Annotated in this window: 16 protein-coding genes and 1 pseudogene; 10 read left to right on the top strand and 7 right to left on the bottom strand. The window is 59.6% G+C overall.

Annotation, left to right across the window (positions count from 1 at the left end; translation table 11 throughout):
- The first annotated feature begins 66 nt into the window (after nucleotides 1-66).
- From Q0859_RS17385 to Q0859_RS17365, 5 genes and pseudogenes are all read left to right on the top strand, one after another.
- Nucleotides 67-1035, top strand: a complete 969-nt coding sequence (locus tag Q0859_RS17385; RefSeq protein WP_299153580.1) for a DUF808 domain-containing protein — start codon at nucleotides 67-69, stop codon at nucleotides 1033-1035.
- 344 nt (nucleotides 1036-1379) lie between these two features.
- Entirely contained in the window at nucleotides 1380-1811 is a 432-nt protein-coding gene (locus Q0859_RS17380; RefSeq protein WP_299153578.1) for a universal stress protein, read from the top strand.
- Nucleotides 1812-1823: 12 nt separating this feature from the next.
- A pseudogene (locus Q0859_RS17375) lies at nucleotides 1824-3379 on the top strand (alanine/glycine:cation symporter family protein).
- A gap of 453 nt (nucleotides 3380-3832) precedes the next feature.
- On the top strand, nucleotides 3833-5140 hold the full coding sequence (locus tag Q0859_RS17370) for a sulfatase-like hydrolase/transferase (protein ID WP_299153576.1): 1308 nt from the start codon (nucleotides 3833-3835) through the stop codon (nucleotides 5138-5140).
- A gap of 82 nt (nucleotides 5141-5222) precedes the next feature.
- Nucleotides 5223-6041: a glycosyltransferase gene (locus Q0859_RS17365; RefSeq protein ID WP_299153573.1), complete on the top strand. Its 819-nt coding sequence runs from the start codon at nucleotides 5223-5225 to the stop codon at nucleotides 6039-6041.
- Between the two features lie 267 nt (nucleotides 6042-6308).
- Here Q0859_RS17365 and egtD read toward each other — a convergent pair whose 3' ends face one another.
- The 6 genes from egtD to Q0859_RS17335 all read right to left on the bottom strand — a co-directional run bounded on the left by egtD (nucleotide 6309) and on the right by Q0859_RS17335 (nucleotide 12593).
- Complete coding sequence (gene egtD, locus Q0859_RS17360; RefSeq protein ID WP_299153570.1) at nucleotides 6309-7274, bottom strand: L-histidine N(alpha)-methyltransferase; 966 nt, start codon at nucleotides 7272-7274, stop codon at nucleotides 6309-6311.
- Between the two features lie 2 nt (nucleotides 7275-7276).
- Nucleotides 7277-8536, bottom strand: coding sequence for an ergothioneine biosynthesis protein EgtB (egtB, locus tag Q0859_RS17355; RefSeq protein ID WP_299153568.1), 1260 nt, complete (start codon nucleotides 8534-8536; stop codon nucleotides 7277-7279).
- 601 nt (nucleotides 8537-9137) lie between these two features.
- Nucleotides 9138-10466: a hypothetical protein gene (locus Q0859_RS17350; protein WP_299153566.1), complete on the bottom strand. Its 1329-nt coding sequence runs from the start codon at nucleotides 10464-10466 to the stop codon at nucleotides 9138-9140.
- On the bottom strand, nucleotides 10466-11236 hold the full coding sequence (locus Q0859_RS17345; RefSeq protein WP_299153563.1) for a methyltransferase domain-containing protein: 771 nt from the start codon (nucleotides 11234-11236) through the stop codon (nucleotides 10466-10468). Before Q0859_RS17345 ends, Q0859_RS17350 begins: the two co-directional genes overlap by 1 nt.
- Entirely contained in the window at nucleotides 11233-11634 is a 402-nt protein-coding gene (locus tag Q0859_RS17340) for a GtrA family protein (protein ID WP_299153560.1), read from the bottom strand. The genes Q0859_RS17345 and Q0859_RS17340 overlap by 4 nt, the downstream gene beginning before the upstream one ends.
- A 2-nt stretch (nucleotides 11635-11636) precedes the next feature.
- On the bottom strand, nucleotides 11637-12593 hold the full coding sequence (locus Q0859_RS17335; protein ID WP_299153558.1) for a glycosyltransferase family 2 protein: 957 nt from the start codon (nucleotides 12591-12593) through the stop codon (nucleotides 11637-11639).
- Nucleotides 12594-12845: 252 nt separating this feature from the next.
- Between Q0859_RS17335 and Q0859_RS17330 the strand changes: the two genes are divergently transcribed.
- The 3 genes from Q0859_RS17330 (at nucleotide 12846) to Q0859_RS17320 (ending at nucleotide 18073) form a co-directional block, all read left to right on the top strand.
- Nucleotides 12846-15626 carry a protein kinase gene (locus tag Q0859_RS17330; protein ID WP_299153556.1) on the top strand — a complete coding sequence of 927 codons (2781 nt, stop codon included), beginning with the start codon at nucleotides 12846-12848 and terminating at the stop codon, nucleotides 15624-15626.
- Between the two features lie 87 nt (nucleotides 15627-15713).
- Entirely contained in the window at nucleotides 15714-16649 is a 936-nt protein-coding gene (locus tag Q0859_RS17325; RefSeq protein WP_299153554.1) for an aminotransferase class IV, read from the top strand.
- A gap of 191 nt (nucleotides 16650-16840) precedes the next feature.
- On the top strand, nucleotides 16841-18073 hold the full coding sequence (locus Q0859_RS17320; RefSeq protein ID WP_299153551.1) for a Tm-1-like ATP-binding domain-containing protein: 1233 nt from the start codon (nucleotides 16841-16843) through the stop codon (nucleotides 18071-18073).
- Here the strand turns inward: Q0859_RS17320 and hpaR are convergent.
- Nucleotides 18070-18507: a homoprotocatechuate degradation operon regulator HpaR gene (hpaR, locus tag Q0859_RS17315; protein ID WP_299153549.1), complete on the bottom strand. Its 438-nt coding sequence runs from the start codon at nucleotides 18505-18507 to the stop codon at nucleotides 18070-18072. The two genes, Q0859_RS17320 and hpaR, sit on opposite strands and share 4 nt — an antisense overlap.
- A 159-nt stretch (nucleotides 18508-18666) precedes the next feature.
- Here hpaR and hpaE point away from each other — a divergent pair, with 159 nt between their 5' ends.
- Nucleotides 18667-20178, top strand: coding sequence for a 5-carboxymethyl-2-hydroxymuconate semialdehyde dehydrogenase (gene hpaE, locus Q0859_RS17310; protein ID WP_299153547.1), 1512 nt, complete (start codon nucleotides 18667-18669; stop codon nucleotides 20176-20178).
- Entirely contained in the window at nucleotides 20178-21161 is a 984-nt protein-coding gene (hpaD, locus tag Q0859_RS17305; RefSeq protein ID WP_299153545.1) for a 3,4-dihydroxyphenylacetate 2,3-dioxygenase, read from the top strand. The genes hpaE and hpaD overlap by 1 nt, the downstream gene beginning before the upstream one ends.
- The last annotated feature ends 3 nt before the right edge of the window (nucleotides 21162-21164 follow it).

Below are 21164 nucleotides of genomic sequence, written 5' to 3'. Positions count from 1 at the left end.
CACGTGGTGGAACTTTTTGGCCTGTCGGACGCTAACACGAACAGGCATACAATCGGAGCGGGCAATATGAGCGGTCTTTTGGCACTTTTGGACGATGTGGCGGGAATCGCCAAGATCGCGGCGGCCAGTGTTGATGACGTCGTTGGGCAGGCGGTCAAGGCAGGGTCCAAGGCCGCAGGGGCCGTGATCGACGACGCGGCTGTGACTCCCAAATACGTCCAAGGCTTTTCCGCAGACCGCGAATTGCCGATCATCTGGCGTATCGCCAAGGGCTCCATGATCAACAAGCTGGTCTATTTGCTGCCTGCCGGTCTCGCCTTGTCCGCCCTTGCACCCTGGGCCATTCCACCGCTGTTGATGCTGGGTGGCGCATATCTCTGTTTCGAGGGCGCAGAAAAGGTCACCCATGTGCTGGGGTGGGGGCACGGGCACGAGGATTACGAGGGCAAAGAGAACGAAGTTCAGGACCCCGCCCATCTTGAGGAAGAAAAAGCCAAGGGCGCGATCAAGACCGACTTTATCCTGTCCGCCGAGATTATGACCATTTCGCTGGCCGCAATCCCCGAGAGCAATTTCTGGATGGAAGCCGCGACGCTGGCCGCTGTCGCCATTATGATCACCGTTGCCGTCTATGGTTCAGTCGCGCTGATTGTGAAGGCGGATGATGTGGGGCTTGCCATGTCCAACCGGGGTCGTCTGGGCCTGACCCGCGTGCTTGGGCGCGGCATCGTCAAGGTGATGCCGGGGTTTATGAAAGCGCTGACAATCATCGGCACCACGGCCATGCTGTGGGTCGGCGGGTCGATCATCGTGCACGGGCTGGCCGAAATGGGCTGGCACGGCCCCGAAGACGTGATCTATGGCGCGGGCAAGTCGGTGGCGGCGGCGCTCGGGGATGCGTCCGGTACGGTGGCGTGGTTCACCAAGGCCGCAATCGACGGCGTGCTTGGTCTGGCGTTGGGTTTTGTGCTGATCCCGGTGGGTGAGAAAGTGATCACGCCCCTGTGGCGACGCGTGGCACCGAAGGCGATTTAAGGGGCAGGGGGCGCAGGATGTCCGGCCCACGCCGCGCTGCATCACTGCAAACCGCGTCGTCCTTTGGGAAAGACCAAGCCACCAACTGATCCACTGCACACAAGACGCATCAGGCCATTCGCGACCTCGCCAAGGGCAGCAACGACACAACGCGATTTCATGTCAAAGGCGCGTAACTGGCGAACAAATGTCGGATATGCCCTCATGTTTCTGGCCGCAAAACGAAACGTTGGGTGGAATTTCATTCTGTAGCGTACGGTCGACCCGATGGGAGGCGTGCCGGATCAAGCGGCTCCCCGACCAGAAAGCCTAGTCATAAGGCCAAATTATCAGGGATGAAGAATATGAAATTAGTTATTGGACTTGATGGTCAGAGTTCGGGGAAGAAAGCCCTTGAATTCGCCACCGGCGTCGCGGCGAACAGCGAAACCTGTGAGTTGATCGTTGTTTATGTGATCGAATGGTCGCCGTTTTCCTTTCAGACAGCCGAAGAGAATGCGCAACGCCATAAACGGCGCGAGGAAGAGATTTCAATCGCGATGGAACGCGTCGTCGATCCGGCTGTCGCTGCGCTGAAAAAGGCGGGGCATTCGGCAAAGGCGATTGTGCGCCACGGTGATGTTGCCGACACCATTGATGAGATCGCCCATTCCGAAGGTGCCTCCCAGATCGTCGTTGCACGCTCGAGCGCGGGTGGGCTGACGTCGCGCCTGTTTGGCAGTTCAACCGCAAATCTCGTGATGAACGCGCGCGTTCCCGTCACTGTCGTCGCATAAGGATTTGATCAAATAAAGTACTTTCAATCACTTCTCCGGGCTTTTGTGGCCTATATCGTCGTCGCATTGCCCGCGTCTGCCCAAGACGCCGCCGCCTCGCTTGATGCTCGCGTAAACGAAGCGTTTTCGAACGCAACAGGCTGGTTCGTCAACTTCATATTCATGTCGGTCCCGGGCACGAATTTCCCTGGATCGTGATGTGGCTGGTCGTCGGTGCCACCATCTTTACAGTTTACTTTGCTGGGGTGCAGTTCCGGTTCTTTGGCCATGCCATCAGTTTGGTCAAGGGCGGCTATTCCGACCCCGGAGATGCGGGCGAGGTGAGCCACTTTCAGGCGCCTGCCACGGCCCTGTCGGGCACAGTCGGTCTGGGCAACATTGCAGGTGTCACGGTGGCTGTCGGGATTGGTGGGCCGGGCGCGACGTTCTGGATGATCCTGGCCGGTTTGCTGGGTATGGCGTCCAAGTTCACCGAATGCACCTTGGGTGTGAAATATCGGAACGAGTACCCCGAGGGGACCGTTTCCGGTGGCCCGATGTATTGCATCTCGAAAGGGTCTGACGAATTGGGCCTGCCCGGCGGCAAGATCCTTGCAGTGCTGTTTTCGGTGTTCTGTATCCTTGGCGCGTTGGGTGGCGGAAACATGTTTCAGGCCAATCAGGCGCATGCGCAGATCACGCAGATCTCCGGCGATTTCCCGGGCTGGATCACGGGGCTTTTCTTTGCGGCTTTGGTCTTTGCCGTCATCGTGGGCGGGATCAAATCCATCGCGCGGGTCACCGAAAAAATCGTGCCGTTCATGGGCATTCTCCATGTGGGGGCCGCGATTATCGTCTTGATCGTGAACTTTGACATGATCGGATAGGCCTTTGGTCAGATCTTTGCAGGTGCGTTCACGGGTCTTGGTGTGGTGGGCGGATTTGTCGGCGCGTTGATCCAGGGGTTCAAGCGTGCGGCGTTCTCGAACGAGGCGGGTGTGGGTTCCGCAGCGATTGCTCATTCGGCGGTAAAGACCAAAGAGCCAATCACCGAAGGCTTCGTATCCCTGCTGGAGCCGCTGATCGATACGGTTGTGATTTGTACGATGACGGCGCTGGTCATCATCATATCGCAACAGTTGATCATCGATGAGGCCACGGGCAACTACATGCTCAACGAAGCGGGCACAGCCATTGCGACCGTGGATGGTAATGGAGGGGTGGCGCTGACCTCGGCGGCCTTTGAGTCCGCAATTGGGTGGTTCCCGTTGGTACTGGTCGTTGCTGTGGTCCTGTTTGCGTTCTCCACCATGATCTCGTGGTCGTATTCCGGCCTCAAGGCGTGGACCTACCTGTTTGGCGAAAGCAAGATGACTGAGCTGATCTTCAAGATCATCTTCTGTATCTTCATCGTGATCGGTGCGGCGGCCAGCCTTGGGCCGGTTATCGACTTTTCGGATGCGGCGATCTTTGCGATGGCGGTCGTCAATATCTTCTGCCTGTACTTCCTGATGAAAGTGGTGCGTGCCGAGTTGACCTCCTACAGCGCACGCCTGAAATCGGGCGAGATCAGAAAGTTCACCCACTAAGACTGACGATCCAAAACCAGATGGGGGCCGCGCGTTGTGCGCGGCCTCTTTCATGTCCAAATCGGCCCAAATCTGGACCCCATGCGGCGTGGATGTGGTTGATGCGACACATAATGCCCAACTTGCCGCCGTCCCGACCTCAATAATCAAGGGCATCTCTGGGTGTAATACCCTCCGCCTCACCGACCGTCAGAACGTCACGGGGCTCAAAGGTCTCCCGGTGGCGTTGGATCAAAGCCAGTTGGGTCTTTTTAGTGCAAACTCCATGAGCACGAGTTGCTTGGTAAGGCCGCCTTTCTGATGCGTGCATATACCTGATACCCACGGATCGGGGGCGCACCCATACACCCTTGTCCCTTGAAATACGGCTTAAACTGTCCGACAACGAGGCCAATAGCAGTCCCGCCACCAATGGCAGGGTCACAAACGGCATGGCAGACGGGGCGGTAACAGGTGTCTCAATCAAAAAAGAACATTGTCTTTTTCAGTTTTGACGATGCATTTTCGTTTTGGCGGTATCGCAATATTTTCGGGGTCGAGCTGAAGACGCCCAATCTGGATCGCATCTGTGCGGAGTCCACCGCGTTTCATGCGGCCTATTGCCAGTCGCCGCTGTGCGGCCCCTCGCGATCAAGCTTTATGTCGGGCAGGGCCCCACCCGAGACAGGTATCTATGACAACAAGCAAAAGGTATATGACACCGTCCCGCCCCAAGAAATGTGGCAGTACAAACTCAAGGAAAGCGGCTATTTCTGCTCGTCAGGGGGCAAGGTGCACCACGGGTTTCGACCGCTGCCCGAACACGTTCAGAAAATCCTCTATTCGGATGAGCGCAAAGGCTTTCGCATCGACATAAAGCTGCGGCCCGAATTTGCGCAGTCGCGAAACGGGGGCAGTGGCGGTGGCATTTCGACCACCGATCCCAAGGATGACGGGTATTACTACGACGCCCAAAGTGCGGACTCATTCATCGAGTTCCTGGACAACTACGAAAGCGACCAGCCGTTTTATCGCGAGGTCGGTTTTTTCAGTCCTCATAGTCCGTTCATCACCCCTGTGCCCTACAAACAGATGTATCCTTTCATGGAGTTCGAGTACCCGCCCGAATGGCAGCGGGGGTTTGAACGTGGTCCCTATGCGGACGCAGTGCTTGGGCCCACATTCAAGACCCATGATCGGCGACATTGGCGCAAAAGTGTGCGCAACTATTTTGCAGCGTTTTCACATGGTGATCACCATCTGGGCCGGGTGTGGGATGCGCTGAAGGCGTCAAAGCATGCCGAAAATACCATTTTCGTTATTTTAACGGATCATGGGCATCATCTGGGCGAAAATGGCCGTTTTGGGAAATCGACATTGTGGGAACAGACCTCGCTTGTGCCCCTGATCGTGCACGATCCAACCGACCCGACCGCGCGGGTGGTGACGGACCCTGTCGCCTTGCTGGATGCAGGGCCCACGGTGCTTGATTACGCAGGGTTGGATCCAGGTGAAAACGAGATCCGTAAGTCGCTACGGCCCATCGTTGAAGAGGGGGCAGGCGACCCGGATCGCGCCGTGCCGACCTTTAACCCGCACGGGTCCGCAATCCGCAAGGGCAAGTATCGCTATATCAGGTACAATGACGACACGACCGAGCTTTATGACCTTGAAACCGACTGGTGGCAGCAGGAAAATCTGGGCGCGATACACCCGGCGCATGCCGAAATGGCGCAAGCGCATGTGGAATGCTGTCGGGCGCACGGACTGGTGTTGGAGTGACCGTGGCGCGGTCAGAATTCAGACTGTGCAACGCAATTATCGTTGATTATGCTGCACATGGCCGACAGGGAGAGACGTGAACATGCACATGATTTATCAGACCCGTTATTCATTCTTTAACCCCTCGCCGGGCTGGCGGTCCAAGGCCAGCAAGGACATGGAAATCCTGTTCGACACCGAGCGGTTGAAGCGGCGGCAGTACTTTTTCGAGAAGGTGACGTTGCGCTCGCTGGCCGATCAGACCAACAAAAGCTTTGTGCACAACATTCTGAGTTCGACGTTCCTGCCCAAGACCTTTCAAAAGCAGCTCAAGGCGATGTGCGGGGACATGCTTGGGGACCGGGCGCATGTGATGTTCTGCGACCCTGATCCGACGCACGTGCATTTTCGCACCTACCGCTGGCAGCATTTTACGGCCGATCCCTGGTCCTGTCAGGTGGTGCTTGATGACGATGATGCACTGTCGGTCGACTTCAACGAAAAGCTCCACGCAGAGGCGGCAGCGGCCAAGAATTTGCGCGCACGGGGCGAAAAATATTCTTGCATTTCACATGCTTGCGGTCTGACGGGGTTATTCAAGAACGGCAAGCTCAGTTTGCATCCAAGGGTCAGTGCCACAACCAATCTGGGCCTTGCGATCGTTGCGCCAAGCCCGTCGCGCTACAGCCTTTATGATATCTCGCACAAGAACATCATGCGCGACCGACCCACGCGCGTTCTGTATTCACAGCGGCCCTATTACATCCGTGCGGTGCATGACGATAATGACAGTCGCGGCTTGTATGACAAACCGTTGGTGCCGGATGACCAAATCCCCGAGATGTTTGAATATTTTCCGCTTTTGCATGACCTGTCCAAGGACTGGGTGACCGACTTTTCCCCGCAAGCCAAGGCGTCCTGAATGGGTCGCTTTGCCGGGGACGAACGCTCAACCTGAGGTCAGGCGTACCCGTGCGCTCAATGGGCTGACGGCGATATCAAAGCGACCTTTGTCTTCTTTGGGCTGATCAAGTGCGGATGCTAACGCATCGCCATCTTCTGCCCGAATGTGCCAAATTGCTGCTTCGCAAATCCGCAATGGGGTCCGCGAATGTACTGGCGATAACAGATGTTCTGACGCTGATCGAAGATGTGCGGCCCGGAACCGTGCGCCCGGACCATCTATGATCTAGACAGGGCTTTGTGCTTTCAGGACAGCGACCGCGAAGTTGGTTTCGGGGTCGGTCACCACCTCGTGCACGGCCCACCCCGCGGCGTCGGCAAGGTTTTCCAGACTGTCCATCGTATATTTACGGGACTGACTGACGGCGATGGACTCTTGATTGGCAAAGCGAATGTCCTGCCCGCCAAGCGACACGTGATGATCGACCTGTGCCATCAATGACATCTGGATCTGTGCGGCGTCCGCGTTCCACTCAGCGATGTAGTCAAACCGGTCCACATCGAAATCAGCACCCAATTCAGCGTTCATCCGCGTCAGGATGTTGGTGATGAAGCGGGCCGTCACACCCGCCTTGTCATCATAGGCATCGATCAGGACCTGGGGGTCCTTCACCAGATCGGCCCCGAGGATGAACGTCTCGATCCCCGGCCACGCGCGGGCGCGGACCAGCAGGGCAATCGCATCCAGGGGGTCGAGGTTCCCGATGGTCGAGCCGGGAAAAAACCCAACCTTGGGCAGGTCGTGCAAGGCGGCGGGCAGTGCGATGGGGTTGGCGAAGTCCCCGACCGTGGGATGTACCGCCAGATGTGGATAGCGGGTGTGCAAATCGTCCGCTGTGGCGTGCAGGAACGCGGCGGAAATATCGATTGGCACGTAGGCTGCGATATGCGGGCCCGCGTCGAGCAGCAGCCGGGTCTTGATGCTTGCGCCTGATCCCAACTCGACCAGCGCGCCGCCTTCAGAGATGTAACCCGCCAAGTTGGCGGCATGGGCCCGCAAGATCGAGATCTCAGTGCGGGTCGGGTAATATTCCGGCAGGCCAGTGATCTCTTCGAACAAGGCGCTGCCCGCATGGTCATAGAGCCACTTGGGCGGCAGGGATTTGCGCGCGCCTGTCAGCCCGTGGATCGCATCACGCAGGAACGCGCGCGCTGTTTCATTGTGCAAAGAGGGGGTATTGGCGAGTGTCATGGTCATACATCCTTTGCCAGGCGCAGGCCCAGCATTTGCCAGCGTTGATGGGGGTAAAAGAAGGTGCGGTAGGTTGGGCGCATCTGTTCGCGTGGGGTGACGCAGGACCCGCCGCGCAAGACCCGCTGATTGACCATGAACTTGCCATTATATTCGCCAAGCGCCCCTTCGGGCGGGCGAAAACCGGGATAGGGCGCGAAATCGGAGGCTGTCCATTCCCACACACCGCCCCAGATGCCCGCGCCGGGCAGAGGGCGCAGCGCGCCGATAGCGCCTGCATCGCCCATCAGGTTGCCGGTGATGGGCATGGCACGAAATGCGACCTCATGTTCGGCCTCTGTGGGCAGTCTTGCCCCGGCCCACCGGGCAAAGGCGTCGGCCTCATAATAGCTTATGTGCACAACCGGCGCGTCCAACGCCACGGGCTGTGGACCCCGCAAGGTATAGGTCCACCATTGATCGTATTGCTGCCACCAATAAAGTGGATGCTCCCATCCTTCGCGCGCCGCGACCGCGTGACCTTCCATCAGCCAATGGCGCGCATCGCCGTAGCCGCCATCCTGCATGAAGGCGATCCAGTCGCGGTTGGTTACGGGGCGGTCAGCAATGTCGTAGGGGCGCAGGAACACCTTGTGGCGCGGCCCCTCGCAGTCATAGGAAAACCCCGACCCCCCATGCCCGATATCGACCAGCCCACCGTCATGGCGGGTGAATGTCAGTTCCACCTCGTTCGTGACGGGCAGCGGTTCGGGATCCTTGTAGATCGGCAACAGCGGATTGAAGCTGAGGCCATGCAACAGGTCGGTGACCAGCAGTTCCTGATGCTGCATTTCGTGATGGCACCCAAGCTCGACCAAGGCGGCAATGTCGTCGGTATCGTCCCGCGCGCCTGACATGAGGGTCGCAAGACTGTCCTCCACATGGGCGCGATAGTCGCGCACCGCCTGCCCATCCGGGCGCGACACAAGGCCCCGCCGATCACGTGCATGCCGTGGACCGGCCTGGGTGTAGTAGCTGTTGAACAGAAACGCGAAACGGTCGTCGGGCGAGCAATAGGCGGGCAGGCGCGGTTTGAGGATGAACTCCTCGAAGAACCACGTGGTGTGGGCCAGGTGCCACTTTGCGGGCGAGGCATCCTCCATGCTTTGCAGCATCATGTCCTCGGGGTTCAGGGGGGCGACCAGCGTATCTGTGCGCGCCCGCGTACGCTCGAACAAAGACAGCGCCTCGCGCGGGTGGATGTGGGCAAGGGATGTTGTCACTGTCGATACTCCGGTCTGTTGGCAGGGGCGGGACCCACGAGCCACGTTCGGTAGGATATGTGCGGGCGAGGCGGCAAAAACAGGCCCAGGCAGCCCAACTTGTCGTGAGAACGCGGATATCTGCTTGTTTTGATGCAAGGGTGGTGACGGCTGTGGTGATCGCACCTGCAAATCCGAACGTTTTTGGGTTTCTGTGCGAAATACTTCGCCGCATCGGAGCGAAAACGATCCACGCGTGCACAAATGAGGGATGATGGGCTGGGTCAACATGTGCATCCCTCTGACGATCCTCGGGGTGGGTGGTTTGCGCCGTGCTGCGGGGGTGGTATGCGTCAATGCGGGGCCTGTCTGATCGCTCGGCCAAGGGGCACCGCATCACTCAATCCGGTGAAGTGCTGTTGCCTCAGGCCCAAGGCGGGGAGCGATGCATGCCTGCGTTACCGCAGCCATGGTGTTGCCCGCTGCGATCTGCCTTCGTCCTTTGCCCATGTGCTGTTCGCCCCGCTTTCTGTCGCCTTCAGCACGCAGGACCTCGCAGTTCGGGTTGATGTGATCGGCACGGATCACGCAGCAATACGCGGAATCTGAGGCTTGATTATGCTCAGTTCTGATCCAGGTGCAGCGCCGTGTCTGAACAACTTGCGTCTGGCGCACAGAGCGTCACAGTTTTGCCTGTCAGATAGTGCAGCCGAAACACCAGCGCGGTTGGGTCCTGCACCCCGGCCAACTGCGCCGAGGGATACTGCATCACATCGCCTGCAATTTCCACCGGCCCCTCGACAGCTTTGACCGCAGGTGCCAATGCGCGCGTCTCGGCCTGCCAGCCGCGATAGGTGGTGTATTGCACAAAGGTTTGCAGCAGGTAGCTGCCCACGACCAACAGCACGAAGTTAAGCACCAACCGGGCTGCCAGATTGGGCGTCACGCTGAGGACTTGTGCTGCGCGCACGATGATCACGGCGTAAATGATCCACGCAAACAGAAAGGACCGGGCAGGCACAATCGCCCCCATCTTGAGGATCTGCACCACCACCAGTGCCATGCCCATCCACAATCCGGCATGCAGATACAGCGCCTCTTTGGGGACGTGGCGCGCCAGCACCAGCGTCCCACCCACAAGCATTGCCAGATGGAACCAGACGGCCGGGGCAAAGCTGAAGCTCGCCTTGATCATCAGATCACTGAGGGATTGGGTGACAAGCGGGATATTCTGGATCATCCCCGCGATATCAGAGGCCGGGGACGCCGCGCGCCAGGCCGCCAAGGGCACGCCGAAGATGCCGTGAACCTGATAATTGATCGTATAGACAATCAGGACCGCCGCCGCGAAGGAGGCGACGAACACGCCAAGCAGCCCGGCCAGGTCGCGCACTGATTTCTCAGGGCTGCATATGAGCGCCATGGCGAGGATCAAAAGCGGATAGGTCGTGTAGGACATAAAGCTCGCCACGACAAAGATGGGCATCAGCAGCCGATGCGTGCGCGGGCGCAGGACGCACCCAAGCAGCCCATAGACCGTGACCAGTGCGAGGCCGGGCATCAACGTGTTGAACCACAGCGATATCAGCGTTGCAGGTGGTGCGACCAGGATCAGCAAGGCCAGGATCGGCCCGTGGCGCGCAGCCCCGGTGGCTGCAAAGGCGATACTGGCCGCAAATCCCGCCCAAAGGGCCTGATAGACCACGAAATTCAGCCACGCCGGAGTCACGACCTCGCGCAGATGCCACAGATAGTTCAGCCACCGCCCCTCATGCAGCGTCTTGGGCCAGAACCCGGATGGATCGGCCAAAAGAGCGGGGAAATCGTCATAGCGCAGCATCGGGTCGCGCAGGTTGGGCAGGCTGACCAATAGGGCGGCGATGACGGTGATGGCCATCAGCAGCCACAGACCCCGCGCGGTCGGGATCGCAATGGCCGTGGCCGGGGGCATTATGACAGGCTCGTGCGGGTGTTCATCCGCCGGGCATTCGCGGCCAGCACGGCGGCGCGGGCCTGCGCAATCCGCGTGACAGCCCCTTGGGGCAGGTTGGCCACAACCGCGCGCCGCGCCCGCCACGCCAGATCACCGGCGTTTTTGACCTGCACGCCATCGGCAAGCGCATGGGTGCGGATCGCCTCGGGTAGGTGCGCGGCACCCGCCTCGTTCACATAGAGGATGGCGTTGTAGCGATACCATGGCTCAACCGAGCGATCGGACTTCAGATGCGGGCGCAGGCAGTCATAGGCCTGATATCCGCGCGCTTCGAACTTGGCTTGCCAAAAGGAAAGGGGCTGTTCGTTGACGTGAAATTCGCCCCCCTGTCCGACAACGGCTGCCGAAAACAACACTCGGTCCGAGGCGTGAGTGAGGCTGTCCACCAGCGCATCGGAGGCGGCGGTTGGCAGGTGTTCCCCGACCTCAAGGCTTTGGGCCAGATCAAAGCGGCGGTCAAGATCCAAAGGCTGGGTCAGATCGCCTGCGTGGAACAGGGCGGCATCAATTGCCAACTGGCTGCGGTCGACATAATCGCCGTCCACACCCAGCACATCCGAGGCACCCGCGCGCTGCCATTCATTCAGCCACACGCCGCGCCCGCATCCAAGATCAAGCACGCTTTGCGGAGCCAGCCACTTGGTCATCAACGTGGTCAATGCTTTGGCCGAACGCCGCGCGCCCTGATCAATATAGTCGAAGAATGTATCGTTATAAATATGCGTCATTGGGAAGTCTCCGCAGGATTTGATCCATACGCGAAAACCCACCGCGACATGATCAGGTAATTCTGGATTGGTAGCACAAGCGTCACAATCACCGCGGCACCCCAATGCGGCAGGCCGAGCGCGGGCTGTGCAATACCGGTGATAAGCGCAGAACTGAGCAGCCCGCAGCCTATCATTGCAACAAATCGCGTGATCTGTGGCCCATCCTTGAGGGGCGCGCGAAAGGTAAAGGCGGCTTGGCCTGCATATTGTACAGCAACGGCCAGCAGGAACGCGGTGCTGTTGGCAACAGGTTGGGCGAACGCGAGTGCCAAAAGGCCGAGATAGAGCGCGATGTAAAGCAGAGCGACCGTCGCCCCGACGCAGGTAAAGCGCAGAATTTTTGCAGGGTGCCCCATGATCACGCCCGTGTTTGCAGCCGGGCCGAGGCGTCCACAACCGTGCGCGACTCCTCCGCGATGAAGTAAAGGGGGCGGTTTTTGGCCTCGACATAAAGCCGTCCGATATATTCGCCCAGGATGCCCAGTGTCAGCAATTGCACGCCCGAGAATGCCGCAATCGCCAGCACAACCGAGGCCCAACCGGGCGCGGTCTGGTATAGGATCAACGAGCGGAACACGTAGATCATCATCAACCCGGCCACACCGAGGCTGACAAAGGACAGCCGTGTCGCCAGCTTGAGCGGTTTGGTGGAAAATGCGGTCATCGCATCGATGGCAAAGCGCAGCATCTTGCGGAACGGGTATTTGGTTTCGCCCATGTGCCGTGGGGCGCGGGCGTATTCGATGCCAATCTGGCTATAGCCGACCCATGCAAACATGCCGCGAATGAAGCGCGCCCTTTCGGGCATGGCCAGAACCGCATCCAATGCGCGGCGGCTGACCAGCCGGAAATCACCGGTGTCCTTGGGGATCGGCACATCCGACATGGTGTTCAACAGGCGGTAAAACACATGCGCGGTGGTACGTTTGAATATCGTCTCACCCTGCCGTTCGGCGCGCCGCCCGTAAACCACATCGTGACCCCGGTCCATCATTGCCATCATGTCAGCCAGCAATTCAGGTGGATCCTGAAGGTCCGCATCAAGCATGAAAATGCGTGCACCGCGTGCCGCTTCAAGCCCTGCGGTCAAAGCGACCTGATGCCCGCGGTTGGAGGACATGCGCAAGCCGCGCAGTTGCGGGCAGGTCGCCTGCGCCTTGGTGATGGCCGCCCATGTGCCGTCGTTCGACCCATCATCGACCAGCACGATTTCGGCGCGATCCTTGTAGGGCTCAATGGCCTGAACAAGCCGATCCACCAGATAGGGCAGCGACTCTTCTTCGTTCATGCACGGAACCACAACAGACAAATACATGTGCTTTACTCCAACTTACGAAGACCTGTTTGCCTGTGGTTTGTGGCGATTATTGGACCAAGGTTGGAAAAATACTGTTCACAATCAATGAACAACGCCACCCTCGGTTGTGATCTTGGAAAATAGTGCCCTATCCTTGTCGCAGGTCAGTCGATCTGCTTAGTCTTGCGCTGTGCCTTGGCGAGATGTGCGGGGCTTGGCGGCAGTGCTGCATTTTTTTGAATGAATACGGCTTTGCATTAAGGAATTATGATGGCTGATCTCAGCACCGAGCAGATGTCGTTTCTGACGACCCACCTTGCCTACGACTCCAAGGGATACTTTGCGAAACGCAACATGGCCGCCCGGCTGAAGGAGTTTTGGCGTCGCCGCGACAAGGCCGAGGCCGAATTGGGGGTGCTGCCACCCGAACATCCACAGCGCGCTGTCGTCGAAAAGGGGATCGCGGACGCCACCAAAAAGGCCGAGAGTGGCGACCTCAAGGGGGCTTACGGCGACCTCAAGGCGATCAAGGAAAGCGCGCGTGCGGCGGCCAATACGGTCAAGAACGGTCTGAACCCGGGGGTGATCGGCGCGGATATTGCAACGCTCAGGAACAAGATCCAGACGATGTTAACGGCCAAGCAGGCGCTGATCCTTGATACCGACAGCCAAAGCCAGGACGTGATTGACCGCTGTGCCTTGATCATCGATCCCGCCACCGGCGCGGATCGCGAAGAAATCCTTGGCCTGCTTGGGGCGGCGCAACGCGAGAAGCTGGTCTTGATCGGACAGATGGATGCGCTCCAGACGGCTGTGTCCGGGCGGCTGGACGCGTACGGCGCGATGCACGCCAGTGCGCCGATGGTCAAATCGCTGATCGGATTGATCGGGCACAACATGGCGCTGCTGAACAAGGAACAGCCCGGACGGCTGCCCATGAGCTACAATGGGGACTACATGGCCGCCCACGAGACGGCGCGCACACATCACCTGAGCGGAAACGGAGCCGAGTTGCGCACTGAACTGGAGGCGCAGCTCAAAGAGCGGCGTCTGGCTCTGCTGAACGCCCTTGCGGCCAAAACGACACCCCCACCGATGGAGGTCAGTACCAGCACAGATGGTGACGGGACCGCCCTGACAGGTGATGCGGCCAAGCAAGCCGAGGCCGACATGGCCGAGCGGTTCAAGGTGGTCGAGGCAAGGCAGGCGGAACGCTGGGCGCAGGCACAGGAGCAATACCGCCAAGCGGTGTTGCAGGACAATTTCGCCCTTGGGCTAACGGATGCGGTGGGTTTGCCAACCAACAGCAAGACACGCGAATTTTCGACCGTAGATTTCTTTGAGGACATGGATATTGATTTGACCGACACCAGTCGCACCGCAGACGAGATGGCGTTGGTGGCGGGCAATGGGATCACATCAGCATTGCAGAGCCTGCTTGCCACCCCGGGGCCCATGCCGGACGAGGCGTTTGAAATGTGCGCGCGTGGCTACGAGGACTGGTGTGTGGAGGCCGCACGGGCCTCCGGCATCGCGTTTGATCCCGAGAACCCCAAAGACACCGATCCGGATCAGCTTGCCCGGCTTCAAGCTGCGGCCAAAGCAATGAACAAGGCCGCTTTTGATGCCTTCCCGAACAAGGCGGCCTTTGACGACACCGGCACACCGACCTCGTTCGTGATGGACGGTGTGACCTTTGACGACATCACGTTTCTGGGGCGCGGGGGCGGTGGCAAGGTCTTTCGCGCGGTCCATCCGGTTACCGGTGCGCCTGTTGTTCTCAAGACTCCCATTGCGGCCAACTTTGACGCGGGCAGCACGGATGAAACCATGCACGAGAATTTCCGCTCCGAGGCGTTGAATCATCGCGCTGCCACGGGCGGAGAAGACGGGGAATGCCACGACAATATCCTCGACATGAAGGGGATGGTGCTGGCCCCCAATGGTATCCCGCTGATCGTGATGGATATGGCGGATGCGGGCGATGCACATGCCTATACCGACGCGATGGCCGCTTGCGAGGATACGGGCCTGATGTCCGAAGACGCCCGTCAGGCGATGATGGCGGCCCAAATGCGCGATGTCGTCAAGGGGATGCAGGCCATGCAGCAGGGGGGCATGACGCACCATGACCTGAAAGAAGCGAACATCTTTCTGACCTCGGACGGGACCTTCAAGGTGGCGGATTTCGGATTGGCCCATCATGTCGACAGCGGCACGGATGTGGTGAGCGACCTGGACGAATGGACGCCCGGCTATCAGCCGCCCGAATTACAGGGAGAGGGGGATGTGACCCAAAAATCCGACAACTTCACCTTGGGTGAAATCCTGCAACGCATCACCGACCCGATCCGCAAGCAGGGGGAATACAGCGAAAGATTTTCCAGTTCGAACCCGGTTGCGAACCAGAAAGTTGACGGCGCGGGCGAGGCGACATCGGCCTCTGCGCTGGATCGTCTGATCAACAGCCTGAAGCAGCCCGATCCCGCCAAGCGCCCCACTTTGGATGCCGTTTTGATGTCGAGTTATTTCGACGATATCGATTCCAGCTATACCGCCGAAAATGTGGATCGCCTCAAGGCGGCGACAGCCGAATATGCGCGCACGGCGGGTCGTAAAACAGGTGAGATCGCTGCGCATATCAACGCATTGAAGGGTGATATCCAGCGCCTCGAGCTGAGCAAAACAGATGCGTTGATCGAGGTTCAGATCAGTCACTTTGAGCGCTTGCAAGCCGACCGTGAGAGCGAACTGGCCGTCACAAAATCAAAAGTGGCAAATGCCTTTGATGAAATGAAAAAGGAGCAACTGGGCCAGCGCGTGGCAAGTCTTGAGAAAACCATCGCCGGTATCGCAGAGAAAATTACTGGTTTCCGGCAGAAACTTGGCGCCCCCAAAGACCGGGTGGAGATCGAGGCCATCGACAAGAAAATCGCGGCCACACGTGCCGAGATCATCGCGATGGAAAAGCAGATCGCGGAGATCCATGACGATCCGCGATACGCCGCCATGCTTGCCGAGCTTGCAGAGGCCAACGCCGCCTTTGCCTGATATGCGTGCTGCCGCTGCGGATTGCGCTGTTGTCGCATCATCACCTGCGCCATGTTGGGGCCTGACCATATCTGCGAAGGACCCGACATGACCGACACACATATTTCGACCCATGATGCGGCCATGGATGCGCGCAATGACGACATCCTGATCTATGTGGACGGGGCCGTGGTGCACCGGGACGAGGCCAAGGTGTCAGTCTACGATTCCGGTTTTATGCTGGGCGACGGGATCTGGGAGGGGATGCGGCTCTATGACGGGCACATCTCGTTTCTGACCGAACATCTGGACCGGCTCTATGAGGCGGCGCTGTACCTCGACCTTGATATTGGCAAGACGCGCGGTGAGTTGACGGACGCGATCTGGCAGACGCTGAATGCCAATGCGATGACAACGGATGTGCATATCCGCCTGATGGTCACACGCGGGCGCAAGAAAAAACCGTTTCAGCATCCGCATCTGAGCGTCTACGGACCTACGATTGTGATCATTGCTGAACACTCCAAACCCGACACAAGCATCGTGGATCGCGGCATTCGCTTGCACACGGTGCCCCATCATCGTGGCCTGCCGCTGACGCAGGATGCCAAGCTGAACTCGCATTCCAAACTGAACTGCATCATCGCGCTGAACCACGCGGTTCGCGCTGGTGCTGATGAGGCGCTGATGCTTGACCCGTTTGGCTTTGTGAACACCACCAACGCCTGCAACTTCTTTATCGTGCGCAAGGGGGCGGTTTGGACCTCGACCGGGGATTACTGCATGAACGGCATCACCCGCCAGAAGGTGATTGACCTGTGCCGCGCCAACAACATCCCCGTGTTCGAGCGCAACTATTCCCTCGTCGATGCCTACGGCGCGGACGAAGCGTTTTTGACGGGCACGTTCGGGGCTCAGTCGCCCGTGTTCGAAATCGATGGACGCGTGATTGGGGGCGGCACTGCGGGGCCTGTCTTTCACGCGATCCGCGCGCATTACAAAGCATTGATTGCCGACGCCGGTGCAGCGGAGGCCCCGCTTTGACTGTGCTGGCAGATCTGAGGAGGCGGCCTTTTGAGGTGCCGGACGTGCCGCACACGGCAAGAGGTGACCGGGCAGGGTGAAGTGATGGCGCTGTCGGATAACGGACATGACAATGTCCTGTAGGCCCACAGATAAGGGCACGAAGGTCAGGCGGCCTCACTCGAACCTCAGCCTGTGAAAGGGATGCGCCCATGGCACGCAAAACCGTTCTGGTGATCGGCACCTATGACACCAAAAACGACGAGCTGACGTTTCTGGCTGAGGTGATCCGCGGACAGGGAGGGCAGGTTGTCACGATGGATGTGTCGGTGCTGGGCGATCCTGCTGCGCCCACCGATCATTCCAAACACGACGTGGCCGCCGCCGGGGGCAGCTCGATTGCGTGGGCCATTGCGTCGGGCGAGGAAAACGAGGCGATGCAGATCATGGCAAAAGGCGCAGCAACCCTGACCGTGCGTCTCTTTGCCCAAGGTGTCTTTGACGGGGTGATCGTCTTGGGCGGCACCATGGGCACGGATCTCGCCCTTGATGTCTGTGCGGCCCTGCCCTTGGGCGTGCCCAAATATATCGTTTCGACCGTGTCCTTCTCTGCGCTGATCCCACCGGACCGGGTGGCGGCGGATGTGCAGATGATCCTGTGGGCAGGCGGCCTTTATGGGTTGAATTCGGTCTGCAAGGCCACGTTGGCCCAAGCCGGGGGGGCGGTGTTGGGGGCGGCACGCGCGGCCCGGAAACCGCAGAGCGGCCCGCCTCTGATCGGGATGATGTCGCTTGGCACGTCTGCCTTGCGCTATGTGATCCCCCTCAAACCTGCGCTTGAGGCGCGTGGATACGAGGTGGCGGTGTTTCACGCGACGGGTATGGGGGGCCGGGCCTTTGAAAGCCTTGCCGCGCAGGGGGCCTTTGCCTGCGTGTTTGATTTCTGCACCCAGGAGGTCGGCAACCATCTGCACGGCTCAAGCATATCGGCCGGGCCTGACAGGCTGACAGGCGCGGGGTTGGCCGGGACACCCCAACTGGTGGCACCGGGCTGCTACGATCTGGTGGATATTGTGGGCTGGGCACCCGTTCCCGACAAATGGAGCACACATCCCCAACGGGCCCACAACCGCCTGCTGACCAGCGTGGTGATCGATGCGGATGAACGCGGTGCCGTCGCCCACGCCCACGCCGCGCAATTGGCCAGGGCGACGGGACCGACCGCGCTGTTGCTGCCCGAGCGGGGGTTGGGCGAATGGGACCGGGCGGGGGCGGATTTGTACAACCCGTCCGGCCTTGCGCAATTCCTCGACACGCTTGAGGCCGATGCCCCGGCAAACGTGGATGTGCACCGCATTGATGCGCATATCAATGACGCAGCCTTTGCGGACCTCGCCTTGCAGATCTTTGACGGATGGCGGGCGGATGGGACGGTGCGCCCTTAACCACGCGCGCCGGGGTCCAGACGGGCCAGCAAGTCCAGCAAAGTCTCGTATTGCGCATCGCCCAGTGTTTCGCGAAAGCCTGCAACAATGCGAGCGGCCTGTGCGGTGTGGTCATCGATGATCTTCTGGCCTGCATCGGTAATCTGGATGAACTGACGCCGCCGGTCATCGCTGTCGCGGGTCTGGGTGATCAACCCCTTTTCGCGCATCGTGGTCGCAATCCGGGTCAGGCTTGGAAACAGCAGGCTGGCCCGGTCCGCAAGGGTGGATGTATCCAGCGGCCCGTATTCGGACAGCACCCGCAACACCCGCCACTGCTGTTCCGTGATCCCGGTATCGGCCAACATGTCACGGATCGGGGCCATGACCCCTTCGCGCGCACGGATCAGCGCAATGGGCAAGGACCGCGAGGTTGAGGGAAGTCGGGGGGGCATCTGGATCCTTCAATACGCGCAACATGTGCTGTCTGTGCTGCCAGGTCGAGCGTGACAGTGTAGGTCGCATTTACGCCCTTCACAATAATTAACATGTTAAATAAGATGAGTGCTGGATCAGCCGGGGCTGGTCCCATCCTTGCAGCCGGAGGCCCATGAATGAGCGCGTTGGACGACAATCTCACCAAGCTGGGCGGCTATCTTGATCGGTTCCGTGCGTACGGAATTCCCAACCGGATCGCCGGGCAGGATGTGGCCGGGTCAGGCGGGGTGTTCCAAACCCACACGCCCGTCGACAAGAGCGTGATTTGCGACGTTGCCCATGGCACTGCGGCGGATATCGACAAGGCTGCTCGGGCCGCCGCGGCAGCCTTTGCCGACTGGCGTGACATGCCCGCCAAACAGCGTTGCGATATCTTGATCAGGATCGCCGAAGGGATCGAGGCGCGCGCCGAAGAGATCGCCTTGTGTGAATGCTGGGATACCGGTCAGACCATCAAATTCATGTCCAAGGCAGCCCTGCGCGGGGCCGAGAATTTCCGCTATTTTGCCGATCAGGTGGTGCGTGCGCGCGACGGGCAACACTTGCCATCGCCCACGCTGATGAACGTCACAACCCGCGTGCCCATCGGCCCTGTCGGAGTGATCACGCCGTGGAACACGCCCTTCATGCTGTCCACATGGAAGATCGCGCCGGCCCTGGCGGCGGGTTGCACGGTTGTTCACAAGCCGGCCGAAGTCTCACCGCTGACCGCGCGCCTGCTGGTCCAGATCGTCGAAGAGGCGGGTCTGCCCCCCGGTGTGCTCAACACCGTCAACGGCTTTGGTGACGAGGCAGGCAAGGCGCTGTGTGAACACCCGCTGATCCGGGCCATCGCCTTTGTGGGCGAAAGCCGCACCGGCAGCCTGATCACCAAACAGGGGGCGGATACGCTCAAGCGCAATCATCTTGAGCTGGGGGGCAAGAATCCGGTGATCGTGTTTGAAGATGCGGACCTCGATCGCGCGATGGATGCGGTGATCTTTATGATTTACTCAATCAACGGAGAGCGGTGTACGTCCTCGTCCCGCTTGCTGGTGCAGGACACGATTCGATCCGAGTTCGAGGCCAAATTGGTCGAGCGTGTGAACCGCATCAAAGTGGGTCATCCGCTGGACCCGGCAACCGAGATCGGCCCGCTGGTCAGCAAGGAACACTTCGACAAAGTGACCCGCTATTTCGACATCGCGCGCGAGGATGGGGCGAGGGTTGCTGCCGGTGGTACTGCCGTCGGTACCGAAGGTTATTTCGTACGCCCCACCTTGTTCACCGATGCCACCAACGACATGCGCATCGCGCAAGAGGAGATATTTGGCCCCGTCCTCACCTCTATCCCCTTCAGAACCGAGGAGGACGCGTTGCACATGGCCAATGACACGGCCTATGGGCTAACGGGCTATGTCTGGACCAACGATCTGACGCGTGCCTTGCGCTTTACCGACTGCCTCGAGGCGGGAATGATCTGGGTCAATTCGGAAAACGTGCGCCACCTGCCCACCCCCTTTGGCGGGGTCAAGGCCAGCGGGATCGGGCGGGATGGCGGCGACTGGTCCTTTGAGTTCTACATGGAGCAAAAGCATGTCGGCTTTGCCACTGGCCAGCACAAGATCACTAGATTGGGAGCCTCCTGATGCCCGTCCCCGCCCCGAACCTCTATCCCGATTTCAACACGATCCGGCTGAGCCACGTCTGCCTGAACGTCGCTGATCTGGCTGCAAGCCGCGCGTTCTACACAGATATTCTGGGCCTTCAGGTCACGGACGAGACCGATGCCCACGTCTATCTGCGCGCGATGGAGGAACGCGGCCATCACTGCGTGATCCTGCAAAAGTCCGATCAACCCGGCACGGTTGAGGTCATGGGTTTCAAGACATTTGACGAGGACGATCTGGACCGGGCCGAGGCTTATTTTGCGGGCAAGGGGCACCCGACCGCGTGGATTGAACGGGCGTATCAGGGTCGAACCCTCCTGACCTCGGACAACGCGGGCATCCCGCTGGAATTCTATCACCAGATGGACCGCCTGGCCCCGATCCACCAGCAATACGCGCTTTATCGTGGGGTCAAACCGCTGCGTATCGACCATTTCAACTGCTTTTCCCCGGATGTGGATTCGTCCGTCGCGTTCTACGGCGATATCGGTTTCCGGGTGACCGAATATACCGAGGATGAGGACAGTAAAAAGCTGTGGGCAGCGTGGATGCACCGCAAGGGCGGGGTGCATGATATGGCCTTCACCAACGGGACCGGGCCGCGCCTGCATCACGTGGCGTTCTGGGTGCCGACCCCGCTCAACATCATTGACCTGCTCGACCTGATGGCGACGACGGGGCATGTGGGCAATATCGAACGGGGGCCGGGGCGGCACGGCATCTCGAACGCCTTTTTCCTTTATATTCTGGATCCGGACGGGCACCGGATTGAGATCTATTGCTCGGATTATCAGACAGTCGACCCGGATCTGGAACCGATCAAATGGGATCTCAAGGACCCGCAGCGCCAGACCCTTTGGGGGGCACCCGCGCCGCAAAGCTGGTTTGAACATGGCAGTGCCTTTGTGGATACGCCAACGTCTGAGCCTGCGCTGAAGGCGACTCCCATCGTTGCACCCTGATGA

It is taken from the genome of uncultured Tateyamaria sp. (assembly GCF_947497045.1).
In the GTDB taxonomy this organism is placed as follows: Bacteria; Pseudomonadota; Alphaproteobacteria; order Rhodobacterales; family Rhodobacteraceae; genus Tateyamaria.
This window is presented reverse-complemented; position numbering and strand designations above follow the sequence as displayed.